2 protein-coding genes are annotated in these 2,334 nt (G+C 50.7%); both read left to right on the forward strand.

Features of this window, described 5'->3' with window-relative positions; translation table 11 throughout:
* The first annotated feature begins 688 nt into the window (after positions 1 to 688).
* Positions 689 to 1,555 carry a ferredoxin:protochlorophyllide reductase (ATP-dependent) iron-sulfur ATP-binding protein gene (bchL, locus tag QT974_RS09195; protein ID WP_265237962.1) on the forward strand — a complete coding sequence of 289 codons (867 nt, stop codon included), beginning with the start codon at positions 689 to 691 and terminating at the stop codon, positions 1,553 to 1,555.
* 34 nt (positions 1,556 to 1,589) lie between these two features.
* Positions 1,590 to 2,334 (forward strand): DUF5331 domain-containing protein (locus tag QT974_RS09200; RefSeq protein WP_333468202.1); only part of this gene is annotated, 745 nt, incomplete at its 3' end.

Consider the following 2,334-nt stretch of genomic DNA (forward strand, 5'->3'; position numbering starts at 1 on the left):
ACTGCCCACTGCCCACTGCCCACTGCCCACTGCCCACTGCCCACTGCCCACTGCCAACTGCCCACTGCCCACTGCCCACTGTCGCTCAATTACTAAAAATTCACAATTTTTTACACAACACTCAAAACCCAAGCAAAATCACTCTTTCCTAATCTAAAATCTCAAATCTCAAATCCAAAATCGTCTAATTTTGGCATCCCAGGCCCAATTAACCCAACTTACTTTCGGCTTTGCCTCATCCACTAGCGCCTTTGTTGCCCCTCCACTTACCCCACAAGCCATCAACTGCACCCATCCTAGCCCCAAACCCAAAGACCGAGATTATTTGAGAAGTTAACTTTTGTTTTGTTTTTGTACCTCTTTTTATTAAGAAAGTATTCTAAAATCAAATTAAAATCTAAAATTTTTATAAAAATAGATTAGTAAATCAAAAAAGCAGCTAAGATGCCCAGAGATGCAAAATAAACAAATTTACTAGCATTTTCATTTCGAGAGCCCCTTTCTTTTCCTCGCAAGTTAGCTAATAATGCTTTCAACGAGCTTTGTGCACGGCCGACTCCAAACTTGACAAGAATTGGGATTGCAGTAAGGGGATTGGAGGAAAGGCTGTTGCATTGGGGCGATCGCAAAATCAAAGCGTGAAACCCCAGCCCGATCGTTTTGATAGAAACCTATAGGAGAACAAAGAGTGAAACTCGCAGTTTACGGAAAAGGTGGAATTGGCAAATCGACAACAAGCTGCAACATCTCCGTTGCCCTAGCCAAGCGCGGCAAAAAAGTTTTGCAAATCGGTTGCGATCCAAAGCACGACAGCACATTTACCCTCACAGGCTTTTTAATCCCCACAATTATTGACACCCTTCAAGAAAAGGACTATCACTACGAAGACGTTTGGCCCGAAGATGTCATCTACAAAGGCTACGGCGGCGTTGACTGCGTAGAAGCAGGCGGCCCGCCAGCAGGAGCTGGTTGCGGCGGTTACGTAGTCGGAGAGACCGTTAAACTGCTCAAAGAACTCAATGCCTTCGAGGAATACGACATCATCCTGTTCGACGTGCTCGGCGACGTAGTGTGCGGTGGTTTTGCCGCCCCATTGAACTACGCCGACTACTGCATGATTGTCACCGACAACGGATTCGACGCTTTATTCGCAGCCAACCGCATTGCAGCCTCAGTCCGCGAAAAAGCCCGGACTCACCCGTTGCGCCTTGCTGGTCTAATTGGCAACCGCACCTCCAAGCGCGATTTGATCGACAAGTACATCGACACCGTACCGATGCCAGTGCTGGAAGTGCTGCCGCTGATTGAAGACATCCGCGTTTCTCGCGTCAAAGGCAAGACTTTGTTTGAGATGGCCGAGAGCGATCCCTCCCTAAACTACGTCTGCGATTACTACCTCAACATCGCCGACCAGATTTTGGCAATGCCCGAAGGAGTAGTGCCCAACGACACGCCCGATCGCGAATTATTCTCCTTACTGTCAGATTTTTATCTAAATCCTGTTCAACCAGTGGTCAAGAAGGAGGAAGATGAGCTAGACCTGATGATGGTTTAATAGGTCTAGCGATCAGGATGAGGATAAAGAGGTTATGGCTTTTTTTGATACTTTTTCAGTTGCTCTTAAACAGAAGTGGTTGGACTACTACCAGGCAAATCGGACTTGGCTGCTCCTGCACATGACGGCTGACAACACGGTCGCCACACCCGACGGCGGGAAAAGGCCTGTTTCTTACCTCATCCTGGGAATTGCGGCTGCCCTGGAGCCGGAACTCCAGCAATTAATGCTGCCCTTCTCAAGACTAAAGCCGGATGCAGATAGCCTGATCGAAGTCTTGGGTCTAAATTTTGACCCGGACATAGCACTGGGTATGCCTTCAAATACCGTGCCACAGATGGCCGGTCAATCTCCAGCCGCAACTGCTGCACCCGCAGCCGCAACTGCTGCACCCGCAGCCGCACCCGCAACTGCACCCGCAGCCACACCCGCAACTGCACCCGCAGCCGCAACTGCCACACCCGCAACTGCACCCGCAGCCGCACCCGCAACTGCACCCGCAGCCGCAACTGCAACTGCACCCGCAACTGCACCCGCAGCCGCTGATGCCAAATCTAATAAATTAGGTGGTGCGGCCTTAACAGCAGCCGGAGTAGTCGCCGGAGTCGCCGGAGTCGCAGGTCTAGCTGCTGCTGCTAACGCACTGAGACCGGATGAGGAAGAAGCAGTCTCTGACTTCGACCTCGGCGATGACGAGGAAGAAGCAGTCTCTGACTTCGACCTTGGCGATGACGAGGAAGAAGCAGTCTCTGACTTCGACCTCGGCGATGACGAGGAAG

It is taken from the genome of Microcoleus sp. BM001215392, assembly GCF_036700185.1.
GTDB lineage: Bacteria > Cyanobacteriota > Cyanobacteriia > Cyanobacteriales > Microcoleaceae > Microcoleus.